This window comes from Mangrovivirga halotolerans (genome assembly GCF_026241165.1).
Lineage (GTDB): Bacteria > Bacteroidota > Bacteroidia > Cytophagales > Cyclobacteriaceae > Mangrovivirga > Mangrovivirga halotolerans.
On record NZ_JAPFQN010000003.1, the window covers coordinates 286,102 to 302,696 of the forward strand.

Consider the following 16,595-nt stretch of genomic DNA (forward strand, 5'->3'; position numbering starts at 1 on the left):
AAAATATTATAAACTTTCTTAACTGACAATTACATTAATATTATTTGAACTATGATTTTGCTTTTACATGGTAAATTATTTTAGTGCCCGGAGTATCATCGTCATAATCCTCACCAAGATATTTATGCATGGGCTGGGATATTTTCGCCAGCTCAAACTCTCCTTCGGCAACAAAAGAATTATTTTCTTTAAAAACCCGGCATGGGATGGTCATGTCAAAACTCGCTTCTTTTAAAGTCGCAACTCCTTTGATAAGACCTGAACCATGATCTATACTGGCTTCAGTCATTTTAAAATTGATCATTTTGTGGTTTTCTGTATAGAAAAAATCCGGGGAATTCAGATGGTTGATCAACTTCTCTTTGTCTTCCTTATCAAGATTGTCGCTAGTCACTTTAATAGTAGTCAGATCAATAGTAAGTAAAGCATCTTCAATTTGACCTTTTTCATTGATTATTATTTCTCCTGAATGTAGATCTACTTTTCCTTTATTGGTCATTTTTTCATTTCTTCCTTCCCAGTATATAGTACTTTCATTAGTATCAACTATGTATTTCATGGTTATTCTTATTTGAGTTTTTTCAATCGATCAGAAAGTGAATTAATTCCATATGAACTTCTCCGTGCTCCCTTCCATGGATCTTCCTTTTTAGAAAGCCTTCGTTTAATGTTAGTCAGATCATAGCTTCGGGAATTAATGCTTTTGTCTTTTAATTCATTCCAGTCCAGCGGAGTGGCAATCGGGGCATTTTCAATTGGCCTCAGGCTATATGGAGTAACAGCAGTTTGACCATATGCATTTCTTTGGATGTCAAAATATAGCTTGCCATTTCTTTTTTCTTTTCTAGTGGCTGTTGTGAACACATCAGAATGTTGCTCACTTAAGTATTCACCCAGGTTTTTGGCAAATTCCCTACTCTGATCAAAGTCACTTTTTCCATCAAGCATTATTACTACATGGACTCCTGATGATCCTGTCGTATTCACAAATGAAGTAACATCCATTTTTTCCAGTGTGCCCTTTATTAAAAAGGCAGCCTCTCTTACGATTTCAAAATCAGAGGATGGGGGATCAAGATCAATTACCAGTTTATCAGGATTTTTGATTTTTTCAATGGTACTCAGCCATCCATGGAAGGTTATCGTTCCCTGGTTAGCAAGATAGACAAGCGTTGCTTTATCATTGCAAATGACATGGTTTACTTTTCCATCTTCTTTTTTCAGAGATTTGGTTTTTATCCAATTTGGAAAATAATCAGATGCTTCTTTTTGATAAAAGCCATCCTTATCAATGCCATCAGGAAATCGTTGAAGCATTAATGGCCGGTCTTTCAAATAGGGTAGGATATATTCTGACATATCCTTGTAATATTCTATAACATCTCCTTTTGTGAATTTTTCTTTTTTATAGAATACTTTTTCGGTATTACTGATATCAATATTATGACCTGAAATTTTCATGCTGGAGTTTCTTTTTTTACTGTTTTTGGATCTTTGTCTTTTCGCAATCCAATAAATCTTGGATGCCTGAGTTTATTGTCAGTGGTCCACTCAGTAAAACCGATCTCAGCAACCATTTCCGGAGTTATAAAATGAACACCTTTATCATCGATATCCTCGTCAAAAGGTGAAGTTTTCCTTTCTTTTTTGCTCATTTTACTTTCCATTTCTTCAAGCTGTTTATCACTATACCCTGTTCCGACCTTTCCGGCATATTTCAACTTATTGTCGTCATAAAATCCGATCAGAAGGGCTCCGAAACCAACTCTTTCTCCTTGTGGGTCAGTATATCCGCCTATTACAAATTCTTGTCGTTTGTCACATTTGAATTTTAACCAATTACTTGTTCGGCTATGCAGATAGGGTTTGGTTGCGTTTTTGGCTATAATACCTTCCCAGCCTTTGCCACACGCTTCCTCAAGGTACTTTTCTCCATCTTCGTTAATGTGAGTGCAATAGCGGACTGGATCTTCAAATGAGATTTTATCAGATAAGATCTTCTTCCGGGTTCTGAGGTCAAGACTGGTAATATCCGCATCATCGAAATACATCAGGTCAAACAGATAGTAATAAACCGGGACTTTCTTCATTAGATTCTCAGAGGGGTTTTTATTATTTATCCTTGCCTGTAGTTTTGAAAAACTGGAAATATCGTTTTTGAAAGTTACAACCTCACCATCTGCGATAAAATCCGTTTTTATTTTTTTAATAGCTTCGACGATCTCCGGGTAGATTTCATTTTGGCTTTTTTTGTTACGGGATAATAGCTTTACATTTTTACCTTTTTTAAAGACCAGACATCTTACCCCATCCAGCTTTCGCTCATAGATCCAGTCTGGATCGGAAAAATAATCCTCTGTTAGTTTCGCCAGTGAAGGCTCCATCCAGTCAGGCTGCTTTTTTTTCTTAACTTTTTCTTTTTGTTCTTCTGAAAGGTCCATTTCTTAATCGTCAATATCTTCAATTTTCTTCCCTGATTTGACCGATTCAGGTTCTGTGCTTGTTGGGTTTCTTCTGGCATCTGCTTTATCATCATCCATTTTTACCATTAGCCATTGGCCTTCATCTTTATCAGTTCTGGTAAAAGCATATCCGCCTTTTATCTTTTCACCATCAAGATCTACCATGAAATGTCCGTCTTCAATTGCTTTTTTTAAGTCCTTGATTTCATCATCTTTTTCGGTGATGTTCTTATATGTTCCTTTGTCCCATAAAAGAACTGGTCCGGCTCCGTATTCGCCTTCAGGGATCTTGCCTTCAAAATGAATGTAATCTACGGGGTGATCTTCTGTTCGAATAGCCAGTCGTTTTTCACTTGTGTCAGTTGATGGTCCCTTAGGAATAGCCCAGGATTTTAGTACCCCGTCGCATTCTAATCTAAAGTCATAATGCAAGTTTTGGGCATCGTGTTTTTGGAAAGAAAAGCGATTTTTATCGGATTTTGATTTTTTTGCCTCAGGCTCACCGGATTTTTTGGTATTTCTCTTTTCTTTATAATTTTTGAGATCATCTTTTTCTTTTCCCATAATCGAATAATTTAAATAGATGATGTAGAATAATGATAAATCTGAACTCCTTTGAAGTTTAGTTTTTAAGTTACGAAACTTGTATATATCTGATTTATATGGCAGTTTACTATAATTCAGATACCAAAACTGTTAAGAATTGCTTTGGTTAATGATTTCATTTGTTCATTAGAATCATCTTATATGAATCTTAGAAATCAGGGCGAATTCAGTTTTCAAGTTCATATTGTGAACTATATAAATATAATAAATTTAGCTCTTAAAATCAGGTAATATATATGCCAGATATATTTAATAATGAAGAGCTTATCCAATGGGGTGGGCTTGCAATTGTAATTGGTTTGACCTACGTCGAAACCGGCTTTTTGATTGGGCTGGTTGTACCTGGAGGTGAGACATTGATATTTACTACCGGTGTTCTTGCTTCCACCGGTGTGTTTGACATTAGTGTATATTGGATTATCCCAATTTTGATTGTTAGTGCGTGTTTAGGGGATATGACCGGCTATTTTATAGGAAGGAAACTTGGTCCAAGATTATATAAAATGGATGACCGGTGGTACTTTAAAAAACGATATCTAGAGAGAGCAGAAGAGTTTTATAAGGATAAAGGTGCAATGGCTTTAATTTTAGGACGCTTTGTGCCTGTAATAAGAACCATGAACCCCTTGCTAAGTGGTGCAGGAAGGATCAGGTCAAAATACTTTTTACTTTATGTGGTTATTGGAGTAACAATATATATATCTGCACTGGTATTGCTGGGATATTTCCTTGGAGGTCAATTCCCTTCTATACAAGATTATCTTGGGTATATTTTGCCTGCGCTTGTTTTGTTACTGATCTCACCTGTAGTAGTTAAGTATTTCAGGTCAAAGAAAAAGAAAAAGAAAAAGGATTCTGAATGATCAGAATCCTTCTAATTGTTAGAATAAGTTCTTTTTTAACTTTTATAGATATTGGACTTTTGTCCAAACCAGATAATAAATAAAGAAGGCAATAGGTATTAATATCATCATAATAGCCAGAAAGAAATTAGCTATTGATCTCCCTATAGAGAAATTTTGAGTAACCGAAATTCCTACAATAATATTAACTATCGACCAGATAAATAATACTATAGCAATAATTACAAATACAGCTGCTATGAATACAATCAGCTGAGTATAATTGGCTAAAAATTCTCCCCACTCCATTAAAGATAAGACTTGAAAGGCTAACGATAAGATAGCTGTAATCAAGGTTGGAATTACTGCATATGTTGTTGTTCTCAGTAGTTCGTAAGTAGTTGCTTCGCCTCCAAGCCATGATCCTGAGATTTTTAAAATTGCCGCAAAAATGTAATAAGATATCCATCCCAGTAAAGCTCCTATTATTAATCCAAAGGTTATGGAAACAGCCGGATTAGTAAATATTCCTCCAAAGTCATTATCAATAAAGTTGCCTAGCGTAGTATTAATCCCCAGAATTATAAGAATAGGAAACAGCCATTTATCATATTCATTCTTATCAATGAACTCCATAACCATTCTGGGCTTGGTCCATATTTTTTTAAAGATATCTGAATCCGATAGGTTAGCTACTTCTCTTTTACTGCTAACTAAGTTTTCATCAAGGGTGATGTTATCATTATTCATAGTTGAAAAAATAGATGTTTAAAAAATGATGATCCGAAGGTAATATTTTTTTTCATTTAATGAAAGTGGGTAGCTATCTTGCCATGAATTTTCACTTGCTTCATATTTGAGGTCATTTTTTTAAGTTTTTATGGAAAAGGCTACCAATCAGAAGGAATCACCTAATGAATTATCTGAATTTCATGCAGGTATAAAGTTTAAATATCCCTGGAGAGATTACCAAAGGCGGGTTTTGGAGCAGTTGGAAGATCATCTCTCTGATGATCATTTACATATTGTAGCCCCTCCCGGCTCCGGGAAGACCGTCTTAGGATTGGAGGTAATGTTAAGGTTAAATAGACCAACATTGATTCTTGCCCCAACCATTGCAATAAAGAATCAATGGATTACTCGTTTTTGTGAATTGTTTCTTCAGAAAAATCGGGTTCCAGACTGGATATCAACGGATATTCGCAATCCGGAATTTCTAACTGTAACTACCTATCAAAGTATTCATTCTGTTTGGAAGGACAAGGAAGAAGCAGAAGAAATCATCTCTAAATTAAAAGGAATAGGAGTAGGCACCTTTGTCGTTGATGAAGCTCACCATCTCAAAAACGAATGGTGGAAATCCTTGATGGATTTGAAAGATAGTATCAATCCGGTCATTGTGGGATTAACAGCTACTCCTCCATATGATGTATCTTATAGTGAATGGCAAAGGTACCTGGAGCTCAATGGGCCAGTCGATGCAGAAATTTTTGTACCTGAACTTATCAATGCAGGAGACTTATGTCCACATCAGGATTATGTTTTGGCAACAATTCCAAAGCTGGATGAGAGAAATAAAATTGAAAAGATACGTCATAATATTCGTTCTGTTTATCAGCATCTGAAGCATGACCAGACAATTATTGAAGCACTTGAAAATAGCAATTGGTGGAAGGAACCTGAGCTTCATTATGAATGGATCTATTCAAATATCGAATTTTATTCTGCTACTCTAATCTATCTGTATGGTAATAAGAAGGAAGTGCCAAAAGAACATTTAGAAATTGTTGGGAACAAGGAATATCATATTCCGGTATTGAATGAATATTGGGTAGAAATAGTTCTCGAAAATTATCTGTTTAAAAACAGAGTTATATTTAGCAGGTATGAAGAAAATCAACAATCAGTTGAAAAGCAATTGCGTAAATCAGGAGCCTTAAGCCACAGTAAGGTTAGTTTTTCTGATAATGATGAGATAAAAAAGTCACTTTCCTCAAGTATTAGCAAACTGGAAGGAATTAAGCGAATTGCCGATTTTGAGTATGATAATCTTCAGGGTGATTTAAGGCAAGTAATCTTATGTGATTATATAAGAAAAGAGTTTTTGGTTGATTCAGATGAAAATGCCATTGAGTTAAATAAAATAGGAGTAATTCCAGTCTTCGAAACATTGAGAAGACAGGGAGATAAAAATAAAAAACTCGGAGTTCTTACCGGTTCACTGGTTATAATCCCCGAATCAGCAAAGGAAAGATTAATAGAAATAGCTTTTGATTATAAGCTCAATGAACTTGCTTTTAATCCTTTATCTTATGATCGAAGTTATCTTGAACTAAACCTTTCTGAAGGGGTGAAGCATCGTTTAGTAACAATCATAACCCGGCTTTTTGAAGAAGGCCACGTCAATATCCTTATTGGAACAAAATCTTTATTGGGTGAAGGTTGGGATGCTCCGGCCATAAATTCATTAATCCTTGCAAGTTTTGTCGGATCATTTGTCTTGTCAAACCAAATGAGAGGGCGTGCGATCAGGACTTGTAAGAAGGATCCGGAGAAGACCAGTAATATATGGCACCTGGCATGTGTTGATCCTACGGTTAAGGATGGAGGAAGTGATATTGATCTGATGAAAAGGAGGTTCAGAAGTTTTGTCGGAGTTTCTTTTGACGGAAACGGAAAAATAAAGAATGGATTCGACCGATTGGAATTTCCCGAGCCCATTACAAATATCAAAGATGTTGAGAAGTACAACGAAAATTCATTTAATCGTGCAGCAAATAGAAAGGGATTGAAAGCAAAATGGATTTCTTCATTGAAGGATGGCACTCAGATGGTCGAGGAAATACGCGTTCCTTATCCTGACGAAAGAAACTATAAACAAGACCGCACACTTTATTTTAGAAATACTATCCGTAATTTCACGGGAGCTCTCGGGGCCTCTGTTTTGGCTTATCTCGAGTTCTCACTTAATTTATTTGCAAGGATATTGAACAAGGTTCCGAATCAAGGGGTGTTAATATGGGGAATAACCATTATCATTAGTCTGGGAATCTTATTTTTTGGAACCCGTGCGATAAATGCCTTATTATTATATCTGAAATATAGAGATATAGAAAAAGATCTCGATCGTATTGGAGTTGCCCTGGTGAATACTATGAGTAAAACCGGTATTATTAAAACTAATATTGATGACATAAAAGTTGAAACTAGTAAGGATGAATTCGGGGGTATTTATTGTCACATTGAAGGCGGTACAGCTTTTGAAAGTTCAGCATTTATTAATTCTATACAAGAGATACTAAGTAGAATTGATAATCCTCGTTACCTGATTATAAGGGAAGGAAAATTCAAAGGGTTATATGAACAGATAGATTATCATAATGTACCCGAAGAACTTGGAAGAAGAAAAAAGGATGCTCAAATATTTTTTGACCAATGGCGAAAATATGTAGGTAAGAGTCAATTGATCTATACAAGGAATCCCAAAGGCAGAAAATTGTTATTAAAGGCCAGGGTAAACTCCTTATCGGTTAACCTGCTCGATGAAAGAATTGAACACGTAAACATCTGGAAATAAAACTAAAGGCTGAGATTTGATCTCAGCCTTTATTGGTTAGCCAGGTAATCACTTAACCACGGTCCGTGGTATTGCTGCCGGCAGTCGACTCAACATCTCATTATTAAGAAGTTGAGTGGTATTTGTAAAACTTGATACGTTAATCACATTATTTTTTTGTCTTCCGATTAATACTACTTCATCACCCACTTTTACATTTGGAATGTGTGATATATCAACCATGAATAAGTTCATATTAATCAAGCCAACGATTGGTGCTTTTTTGCCGTGAATCAGTACTTGCCCACGGTTTGATAGTGCCCTGGGATACCCATTAGAATACCCAAGAGGCATTACTGCTATGGTCATTTTATGTGTCGCCTGATAGGCAGTACCGTAACCAATGAACTCACCTTCTTTCACATCACGAATATCCATGATGTCTGTTTTCCAGGTGAATATTCTTTTTAGCGCAGAGTCTGAAGTCTTGTTTACTTCTTGTAAATGATGATAGTAAATATCCGGACTTGGCCAGAAACCATATTGAGCTACTCCAACTCTCACCATATCATATACTGTGTCTGGCATTGCAAGTGCCGCAGCTGAGCAAGCAATGTGTCTGACTTTAGGTTCAATTTTTTCTTTTTTGCAGATCTTGAGGAATTCCTTATAACGCTTATGCTGCATGTCGATCTTAAACTGATTGGAAAAGCTTTCCGCTCCTCCAAAATGAGTGCACAATCCCTGGAATATCAGATGTTCAGGGTGCTTCTTAAGATATCTCAATGCTTTTGGGAATTCCTGTGATTGCATGCCCGTACGGTTTGCACCCGTTTCTACTTCAATATGGACTTTAGCTGGTTTACCTACTTTTTTTGCAGCTTCCAATGCAACAGGTAGCCTGTCGTAGTTGTATACAAAAAACTCGATATCATGATCAACAGCCCATGGAATGTCTTCCTCATAAATAATACCCATAATCATGATATGAGTATCCTCCTTACAAACGCTCAATACCTCTTCGGCTTCAAATGAAGAGGCAACAGAAAAATGTCTGACACCACATTTTTCTGCCATCGGTACAAATGTTTCAATACCATGTCCGTAGGCATTGGCTTTTACTACGGAGGAGAAAACAGGATGATCTCCTATTTTCTTTCTTATAAAATTTAAATTTGCTTTATACGCAGATTGTTTTAAATGTATTCTTGAAGAGTGTTTTACCTTTTTCACCATTGTTTTTTAGTGTCTAACCAATTATATGCCTGACCCCAGCTTTCCTGAGCCAGTTGTTTTACTTTTCTTACCTCAGCAGAGGGTATTAATTCCATCTTACTGTGCACTTCAAGACTATTGAAATGAAATGCATAAGTACGGGCAGCAAATTCGTGGATAGGAAGTGAGGATTCGCCATGTAGTTCACCATTTCCAAATACGGAAGGTTTTATTTCCTGACCCCAATCTTGTCGGCCTTCATTATTAGGATTTAGAAAATATGCTCGCATGATACCATTTGGTGCTTTTTCGACTCTTAAAAGTGAAACTGCATGGAAGCCAAGCATTTCACCTTTGTTTGATGTAATGAATATACCTACAGGGTTTGGATAGATCAATCGATGTCCACCATTATATTCCGGATGAGCCATTGAATAAAATACTCTGACAAAACCATCAAAATCCACAATTGCATTTGTCAGATAATCATAGGCCGAGGCAAAGCCGATCTGGATCCACTGTCCGTAAAGAGCAGGGTTAACCCATTTGTGCGGGTCTTCACCTCTTCCGGAAGCACGAAGCATCATTTCATTATATATTTTATCCAGCATCGGTACTAGCGTAACTGATACTGCATCGAGATTGTGGTCTAATTTCTGTACTAGTCCTTTACCTGTTAATGAAGCTTTTATCTCGTGACCTTCAAATCTAAACATCAAGTCATTGTGAACTGCAGCTGTCTGGATCATATTGATCAGTTTTGCCGGCGCATGTTCACTCCACATGCTTATTCCTCTTGCACTCTGGCAAGTTGGGTTGTTGCCCTGGCCAACTCCCAAAGGCTGACCAAGTATTCTGAACAACGCTCCAATCAGGTATTGTCTGGCAGTAACGTCTTTATGTGGTGACCGGGTAGATTTGATTATACGATCTTCAACCTTTGGATGTATTTTGATCGTCGCCAGGTTGAAGAGACCAGATCTGACTGCCTCCCTGGAAATAATTCCTTTTTCAAGCATTTTTGCCAACCCGTAAATACATTGAGTATTATATGGATGGACAGTTTGCATTATTATACTCGATAATGAGCTGGAATACTCATTCCATTTTGCTTTGCCGACCGGATTTAATCCCAGGCACGGAGGAACCAGGTGGAAATGATTATTAGCTAAAATATGGAGCAATAGTACAGCATGATGTCTGCTGACAAGGCCGAATTCATTCATTGATCGACCCATTTCCTTAGCTTCATCTTTAAGTTCTTCATCACTTAAGTCATTCAGAAACTCATTGTATTCATCAATCGACTTGCCTTTGGAATTGTTAGTTGGGGAGTAGATCGAACGCTGAAACTTGTATAATTTGGCATCTTCAGATTTTTCCGGATCAAGATCGATCTTCTCCTTAATTAATTCGATGATCTTTCGCTGTTTTTCCGTCACCACTGGTCGTTGCTCACAAATAAGAGTGAGTTCTTCAGCAAGCTTCATTTTTACACCATCAAGATGGATTCTATCAGAAACAAACTTAAAGAATGAGTGAACTTTTAAAAGTTCATGATCACTCATGGTAAGCCTTGTTTCTTCCAGTGGTTCATTAAAAACAAATTCAAGGTTTGAAACGATCACTTCCTGGATATAATTCTCAGCCTCATCTCTGTTGACAGTGGCATTGTTGATCTTGCCTTTTGCAATTGCCAGTAACCTTAATTCACTGAGTATTTCTATCGTTGAGTTTGGATGCCCGCTTTTAAGAGTCCCATTAACTAATGTTGCAACCAGTTTTGAGGGATCTGACCAGGGGGAATCCAGAAATAATCCTTCTTTAGTCAGGTCATCGATCATATCATAGACGTATTCGATACCTTGTTCGGTATCGATCATCATGTCGATCTGTGCCATTAGTTTATTTGCTTTATCCGGTCTGGTGAGGTTTGTGGCCTCACTGAATTCGGTAAAAAGCTCATTAATTTTATGATGCTGGTGTTTAGTAATCAGTTGTTCGTCCATTATCTTCCTTCTTCACAAATTTTAATTAACAATAAAACCTTTCAATTTTACTGAAAGGCTTTATTGAAATTCTCTTTTACTGATTTAATTAATTAATGATAGAAATCCACATTTTCGTAATGAAGAAGTAGTTCTGTCATTCGATCCGGATCTTCTCCTTTAAAGTTAACTGTACCAAAGTGGTTACCAAAACCATCTCTGTCACTTATTTTCTGGGTGGTCATCGGTGGTACCAGGTTGTGATCAAGAAAATATGGTTCCTCTTTCAGCTCTTCTGGAATTTCTAATTTGGAGATCTGATTTTTGTGTGGATAGATCATCACATTACCATAGAAATTCTTAGGTCTTGCATCGATCGGAGGAAGAATTTCTTTAAGTTCTTCTTCTGAAAGATCAGGATCGTGGCATAATACAAATGCTCCAAGAGCGTCAAAGTCATATGCTTTACCACAAAGTTCAAGAATGTGCCCACCGGGTATACGGCAAGCTACCTCACCAAAACTCATTTCGTCATTTTCAGTAAGGAACCACTCAGGGTGTACCATGCCATATTCGATACCAAAGAGATCGACCATTTTTTGCATTTCCTTCATGATCATATCTCGTTTGCTGTGGAGGTAATTTCCTTCGGGGATAAAGTTAGAATATCCCAGTTTCACATATTCAGTGATGTTTAGGAAACGGATCTTACCGCCATGAACAAATGCCTCACAAGAGAATTCTCTTCCCGGTAAGTGGCTTTCCGCCAGACAAGGAAAATCTTCATCTTCGCATTTTTCGTCTACATCATTCATAGTTCGTAACAACCTGTGCCCAACTGTTCCAGCACTGGCAAACGGTTTGATATGTACCCAACTATCTTCTTCTCCTTCAACCTGAAGATTTGCTTCATTGAGTCTTTTCATGAAAGCTTTTACACCCTCTTTATTGTATACTTCTTCAAAAAGACCTACCCGGAGTCCGCCGATTAGTGCCTTTCTTTTCATCATAGCTTTGTTTCTGAATAGAAATGCTCTGTTCAGTACCCGTGGGTCTCCACGATAAATGGAGTTGAGTGCTCCGGCCCATTCTACAGTTTCCTCAAACAGTGGAACGGCCACATCAACATTATGCTGGTTAAGTTTTTCGAGCAGGTCGAGCGAATTTGATGAATCACTCCATTCGTTCAATTGATAGGGAACAAAGGGAATATCATTTTCTTTCGCATACGGCTCAAAGTCCGGAAACGATACTACCACATAAGGTTTGTTGAGTTTTTGCATACTTTCAATGACAGGTAAACTCCAACCTAATAATGCAAAGCATTTAGCCATAATTAGTGTTCGTTTTTTGGTTTACCTTAGTTATAACAAATATTTGCTTAAAAATCAATGTTTTACCCATTTAAAAAGCCATTTCTGACAAATTGGCGTGCGATTTGGACAAATTTGTCAAGTCCTGTAATTAACAGTCAGGAGGCATATAATTTTATTATAACGTTAAAGTGATGTTTTGAAGGCAGATTTGGTCTCGATCTGAATGGATAAGATTAATCAATAACCCTGTAAATGATCAAAGTTTTGCTAGCCGGGTTTGATAAAAAATTAAAAACACTTATTTTCGAATTTTTTTAAGGGATTGTCAAATATTGACATTAGGAAGTCAAACAATGCTTTGGCCAAAATTTAAAGCCCAAACCATTTGGGAGAACCATTTTTAAATAACTATAAAACTATGAATCATTTAACCAAAATCTTTTTTTGTTTTCTTTTAATTGGATTTATCGCTTGTTCAGGATCTGACGAGTATGCCGGAAAATGGAAGGCTACTAATTCTGAAGGAGACAAGTTTGTCTTCAAGTTTGAACCTGAGACTTTAACAATAAGTGACTCAACTAAGAAGGCTACTTCGATTGGTTACACCCAAAACAAGATCAGTAATAAGAATGGTGTTGTAACCTATGGTATTCAGCTAGAAGATGGTCGTCACTATGATATTTTATTTTCAAACCCATCTGATAGCACAAGTGCAATAATCCTGGAAAGTAATAGCCAAAAAGCACTCTACGTGTTAAACCGAAATGAATATGTCGGATTTGATGAGGCTCATAGTATTGAATAAGATTGGCTATTTTAAAATTTAAAAGAAATTGAAGATAAAGTCAGTGATTTGAAAAATTACTGACTTTTATTTTGATTATTCTTCACCTTTAAACCGATACCTGAAACCCAGACTTCCTCTCAAAATATCAACATCACCGACGATAGGGGCCACCTCAAAATGAAATCCAAAATTCTTATTATCTAGTGGATAAAGATTTAATCCAAAGGGTATTACCAATCCTGAAAAATCTTCTGACCTGGCTCCTAATCCCAAATACAATTCATAATCTGGTTTATCGAGCAGATCGTAAGTAACAACACCTTCTAAGGAAACATCCTCTAGGAAAGTATCTGTTCCGATTCTTAATTCAGGTCTAAATCGATCGCTTATCTCATAGTTGATCCCTAGAAAAGGAAGATTTGAATAATGAAATCCTGCCCCTACTTGTGCTTTTGTAAAAAAAGGCATTAAAATCAATGCAATAAATAAAAGTTTTCTTTGCATGGCTAAATTATAGTTGAAAGATGAATCCTTAATATAATTTAGCATCAATTGAATTAAAATCAAACTTTATTATTAGTTCTTAATATTATACTTTTTAAGTTTTTGAATAATTAATCCTGACAGCATTAAACTATCTAGCTTATCTTTCAGCTTTTATCCTTACCCAATGAGATTTCAAAATCATCGGGGGTGCCTTCTATTTTAATATTAATAAAACGAACATTCTTATTTTCATCACGGTACTGGATCTCATCAACCTGGTCTGAAGTAGCTTCCTTCTTCTTGCCAAAAAGCTTTTGCATACCAGCCTTAGTCACGACTTCTAGTGGAATTCTTAGATAATATTCCATATCCATATCCATGTTTTGCTTTCCGGATATTTCGAAAAATCCGATTGTGGAGTTAATATTCATGGATGGAATACTCAGATATCCATTTTTCAGGTCAAGTTTATTCTGAAGGGTATCAAATCGCACATTGCTCAGGTTTTTGTCTCCAAAATAATCTGATAAGGCATCAAATGCCGGGTAGTGGTTAAGGCTTCCATTCACCACTTTTAAATTGATATGTAATTCTGAGTCGTCAATAATCGGAACCATGTCTGCATGCATGTGAACCTTTCCGTTGATCGAACCACTTAACTTACCATGAAGATTTTCTGAAACCAGGTGATCTTGTCCAAAATTTTCAAACTTGAAAAGTAATTGGTCCAGGTCAACATTCTTAACCTGCATTTTAGGGCTAAAATAGATCGCTTTTGGATTTGAACCATTAAAATATCCATTCAAGTCAATTTTTCCACCAGCAGCTTTTAATGACATTGTGTCGACATAGATATAGTGGTTTTTCTTCATACGTCCTTTTAACAGAAAGTCATCAAGAAGATATCGGTGGTAATTCAAATGCCCGATATCGAAAGAGAAATCCATGTTACTAAAAGGAACTTCGAAGATGTTAAAACCTGCCTCATGATCTTCCGGTGTCATTTCCTGATCTTCAGGAGATGGATTGTAAGCAAAGAGCTGGTCAAAATCCAGATGAGGAGCGGTTAATTTAAAAGTATGATGGTGGTTGACCGTATCTTCTGACAGGTCATAATTAAAATCGATTTTGAAATTCGAATTTCCTATTTTTCCTCCCACATTAGTTGCTTTAATAGCAGTGCTGTCAATAAAGAATTCTCCATTGAATTTTTCAAAACGCATATGGTGAACTTTCATATTCGTTTCTAATGCTTCAATGGTTATATGCGATGAGAGCAACTTTTTGTTGAATTCCAGTTTAGCAATGCCTTTGAGATGGAGGTCAGTGAATTCCTCATGACGATAATCTTCAGGTACATGGTTTTCACCACCGTAGGCAAAAAGATCGTCAAGTTGTAATACATCCGAATTAAGATGAAAGTCTATTTTGGTTGACCCTCTTGGACCTTCTTCAAACCACAAATCATAGTTTTCCAATCGTCCGTTAAAATGAAAATCACTTTCATCGATCATGCCTGTAAAATCGATGATCTGAAAGTTTTCATTATCAACCATAATATCCGCATTGAAATCATGCAGTTCGTGAGGGTAATTTTTTAAATTGGCGTGAAGCTTCTCAATGAAGAATTCACCAACAGGCAGATTTGGAGATTCGGTAAATGCTCTTGCAGAACTTTTAAATTTAAATCTTGTTCTGAGATTTGTTATGACTTCATTTATTTTTGCACTGTCTTCATTTACAGATGTTAACTCCCTAAGGTCAATTTTTGATGAGTTAATGTCTAAAATAGCTTCTACAGGCAAGTCTGTGTGATGTAAAATTGCAGGTAGATCTGATATACTCGCAGTTATACTAATATCCGAGCTACCAATTTTACCTTCAAGCTTTTTAATTTCAGCAGCATGACCATCCATTGTAATGTCAACATTTACATCATTGATTGGCAATGGATATTGACTACTGTTAAAATTTAAATTATCAATTTTAAGGACAGTATAATACGATTCATTAAGTTTTTCGATGCTTCTTTCAGGATGTTCAAGATCAATAATATCATGGAAGTTCATCGTAAGTGAAATCTTACCAGTTACATCCTGAAGGTTTTGAATATTTAAAAATTCAGCAAGAAAATCGAGATTGAAATCCGATTTTAATTGCAGGTCAATATCAGGTGAATCGAAATTCACAACATTAAGTTTCCCACTGAAATTACCGGCCTCTGGTTTTGCAGAGAAGTCCAGAATATCCAAAGCCATGGTACTTGCATTTTGCTTTTCTCCATTCGTAAAATGTCCTTCGAAATACAGTTCATTAACAGATTTATCTGCTTCTTTATTATTAATGAAAGCTTCCTGACAACCAAAGTCCACATTAACAGCCGGGTTGTGTCCATTTATAGATTTCCCTTTTACTCTTGCGTCAAAATATATCCGTCCACCATTTTCATACCGTTCTAATACCGGCATTATTTCCGGTGGTGCAAAGGCAAGAAAAAGATTGAAGTTAGGTTTGTTTCCTTTAAAGTGAAGATCGAGAAACATGTCATTTTCAAAATCCACACTGCCCTCCATTTCGAAAAGTGCTTTTTCAATATTGAGTTCAGAGGGAAGTATTTCTAATTTGCCAGTCTTTGCATCCAGATCCAGGGTTGTATGAAGGTCGATATGCTTATCGTGTAAAAAAGTAGTGTCTCCGTCAGCAATCAGGTTAAAAAGAAACTTGCTGTCTAATTCTATGTAGGTATGCTCACTTGAAGTTTTAAAACTTGATTTTGCCTCATTGATGAATGCTTCAGCCAGAAGATTATTTTCTTCATTTAGCTTCATCAGATCAATATTTTTCAGGTTTACTGCATTGAGCTCTAAATGCAAATGATCTTCTTCATGTGTGATACTGTCTGAAGAAGATGTTAATGCATTTGCAATATTGAAAGTCCCGTCTACGTGTTGAACGAGTTTAATGAACCCACCTTCCAATCGAATAGCTTTAATGTCATATTCACCACCCATCATTGACCAGATATCAAATCCAATGTAGGTGTCTTCCAGGTGAAGGAGTATTGGGCTATCTTTTTCTTTACCTTCGTACACTTTAACATTTTCCAGATCGATAGAAACGTATGGGAAATTGGCAAATGGAGAGATATGACTACCTTCAATTTCCAGCTTTCCCTGGAAATCTTCGTTCAGATAATCGACCATTTCATGAACGATCTGTTGCTGATTAGCATACACCACACTAATACCGATGATTGGGATAAAAATGAATAAAATAGCAAAAAGAGCTATCCATTTTTTCCAGGATTTTTTACTAAAAAATGAAGTCATGAATCTTT

At 36.3% G+C, this 16,595-nt stretch carries 13 protein-coding genes; 3 read left to right on the forward strand and 10 right to left on the reverse strand.

Annotation, left to right across the window (positions count from 1 at the left end):
* Nucleotides 1-49: 49 nt before the first annotated feature.
* Genes OO013_RS05150 through OO013_RS05165 form a run of 4 tightly spaced genes read right to left on the reverse strand, consistent with a single transcriptional unit; the run spans nucleotide 50 to nucleotide 3,026 of the window.
* Entirely contained in the window at nucleotides 50-559 is a 510-nt protein-coding gene (locus tag OO013_RS05150; protein WP_266055615.1) for a YceI family protein, read from the reverse strand.
* An 8-nt stretch (nucleotides 560-567) separates the two neighbouring features.
* On the reverse strand, nucleotides 568-1,461 hold the full coding sequence (gene ligD, locus OO013_RS05155; RefSeq protein ID WP_266055616.1) for a non-homologous end-joining DNA ligase: 894 nt from the start codon (nucleotides 1,459-1,461) through the stop codon (nucleotides 568-570).
* A complete protein-coding gene (gene ligD / locus OO013_RS05160) occupies nucleotides 1,458-2,441 on the reverse strand; it encodes a non-homologous end-joining DNA ligase (protein ID WP_266055617.1) in 984 nt (327 codons plus the stop codon). Before ligD (OO013_RS05160) ends, ligD (OO013_RS05155) begins: the two co-directional genes overlap by 4 nt.
* A gap of 3 nt (nucleotides 2,442-2,444) precedes the next feature.
* Nucleotides 2,445-3,026, reverse strand: a complete 582-nt coding sequence (locus tag OO013_RS05165; protein ID WP_266055618.1) for a DNA polymerase ligase N-terminal domain-containing protein — start codon at nucleotides 3,024-3,026, stop codon at nucleotides 2,445-2,447.
* A gap of 278 nt (nucleotides 3,027-3,304) precedes the next feature.
* Between OO013_RS05165 and OO013_RS05170 the strand changes: the two genes are divergently transcribed.
* The gene (locus tag OO013_RS05170) at nucleotides 3,305-3,931 is read left to right on the forward strand and encodes a DedA family protein (RefSeq protein ID WP_266055619.1); all 627 of its coding nucleotides are present in this window, start codon (nucleotides 3,305-3,307) and stop codon (nucleotides 3,929-3,931) included.
* 42 nt (nucleotides 3,932-3,973) lie between these two features.
* On the opposite strand, the gene OO013_RS05175 is transcribed toward OO013_RS05170, so the two are convergent.
* Entirely contained in the window at nucleotides 3,974-4,660 is a 687-nt protein-coding gene (locus tag OO013_RS05175; RefSeq protein WP_266055620.1) for a Yip1 family protein, read from the reverse strand.
* Nucleotides 4,661-4,790: 130 nt separating this feature from the next.
* Here OO013_RS05175 and OO013_RS05180 point away from each other — a divergent pair, with 130 nt between their 5' ends.
* A complete protein-coding gene (locus OO013_RS05180; RefSeq protein ID WP_266055621.1) occupies nucleotides 4,791-7,487 on the forward strand; it encodes a DEAD/DEAH box helicase family protein in 2,697 nt (898 codons plus the stop codon).
* 48 nt (nucleotides 7,488-7,535) lie between these two features.
* Here OO013_RS05180 and alr read toward each other — a convergent pair whose 3' ends face one another.
* The 3 genes from alr to OO013_RS05195 all read right to left on the reverse strand — a co-directional run bounded on the left by alr (nucleotide 7,536) and on the right by OO013_RS05195 (nucleotide 12,003).
* Complete coding sequence (gene alr / locus OO013_RS05185; protein WP_266055622.1) at nucleotides 7,536-8,702, reverse strand: alanine racemase; 1,167 nt, start codon at nucleotides 8,700-8,702, stop codon at nucleotides 7,536-7,538.
* Nucleotides 8,696-10,690: a hypothetical protein gene (locus OO013_RS05190; RefSeq protein ID WP_266055623.1), complete on the reverse strand. Its 1,995-nt coding sequence runs from the start codon at nucleotides 10,688-10,690 to the stop codon at nucleotides 8,696-8,698. Before OO013_RS05190 ends, alr begins: the two co-directional genes overlap by 7 nt.
* Nucleotides 10,691-10,782: 92 nt before the next feature.
* On the reverse strand, nucleotides 10,783-12,003 hold the full coding sequence (locus tag OO013_RS05195; RefSeq protein ID WP_266055624.1) for an ATP-grasp domain-containing protein: 1,221 nt from the start codon (nucleotides 12,001-12,003) through the stop codon (nucleotides 10,783-10,785).
* Between the two features lie 400 nt (nucleotides 12,004-12,403).
* Here OO013_RS05195 and OO013_RS05200 point away from each other — a divergent pair, with 400 nt between their 5' ends.
* Nucleotides 12,404-12,790, forward strand: coding sequence for a hypothetical protein (locus tag OO013_RS05200; protein WP_266055625.1), 387 nt, complete (start codon nucleotides 12,404-12,406; stop codon nucleotides 12,788-12,790).
* Between the two features lie 75 nt (nucleotides 12,791-12,865).
* Here OO013_RS05200 and OO013_RS05205 read toward each other — a convergent pair whose 3' ends face one another.
* Nucleotides 12,866-13,276, reverse strand: coding sequence for a hypothetical protein (locus OO013_RS05205; RefSeq protein WP_266055626.1), 411 nt, complete (start codon nucleotides 13,274-13,276; stop codon nucleotides 12,866-12,868).
* A gap of 146 nt (nucleotides 13,277-13,422) precedes the next feature.
* Nucleotides 13,423-16,587, reverse strand: coding sequence for an AsmA-like C-terminal region-containing protein (locus tag OO013_RS05210; RefSeq protein ID WP_266055627.1), 3,165 nt, complete (start codon nucleotides 16,585-16,587; stop codon nucleotides 13,423-13,425).
* Nucleotides 16,588-16,595 lie beyond the last annotated feature (8 nt).